This is a genomic window from Haladaptatus ordinarius, assembly GCF_054177595.1.
Map to the genome: position 1 here is coordinate 1 of NZ_JBPEHH010000294.1, position 699 is coordinate 699.

The window sequence follows — 699 nt, forward strand, 5'->3', positions numbered from 1 at the left end:
CCGACGTCGAGTCGGTTTCCCACGAAACAGTGCGTCAAACGCTCAAAAAAACGAACTCCAGCCTCACCGATCCAAACAATGGGTGATTCCGCCTGGCCAAAGCACTGAATTCGTCTATTATATGGAAGACGTTCTCTCGCTCTATCGAGAACCATACGACCCTGCCCGACCTCTCGTCTGTTTCGATGAACATCCACTCCAACTGATCAAACAAGTGCGCGACCCGCACCCGGCAGAGCCGGGTACGGTCGCGCGTGAAGACTATCACTACAAGCCCCAGGAAACGAAAAACCTCTTTCTCGCCTCTGAACCACTCAAAGGCTGGCGTACTGTCACCGTCAAAGATCGACGGACAACAGAGGACTGGGTGACGTTCATGAAACACCTCGTTGATGAGCACTACCCGGATGCTGACTGCATCCGGGTGGTGCTCGACAACCTCAACACCCACAACCCAGCAGCGTTCTACGAGTATTTCGAGCCAGCAGAAGCCCGTCATCTCCTTGATAAGCTTGAATTTCACTTCACACCAGTCCATGGCAGCTGGCTCAACATGGCCGAAATCGAGTTCAACCGGCTCCAGCAACAGTGTCTTGACCGACGGATTCCTGACGCGGCGACACTCCGTCAGGAGGTCGCCGCGTGGACAAATTCACTGAACGCCCAAGAAACAGACATTGACTGGCGATTCACATCCGA

The 699-nt window shown here is 54.1% G+C and carries 1 protein-coding gene; it reads left to right on the top strand.

Translation table 11 applies throughout. From position 1 onward, the window contains the following. Positions 1-82: 82 nt before the first annotated feature. Positions 83-699, top strand: a 617-nt coding sequence (locus tag ACR3FF_RS27260; RefSeq protein WP_458191234.1) for an IS630 family transposase, incomplete at its 3' end; no start/stop codon positions are given.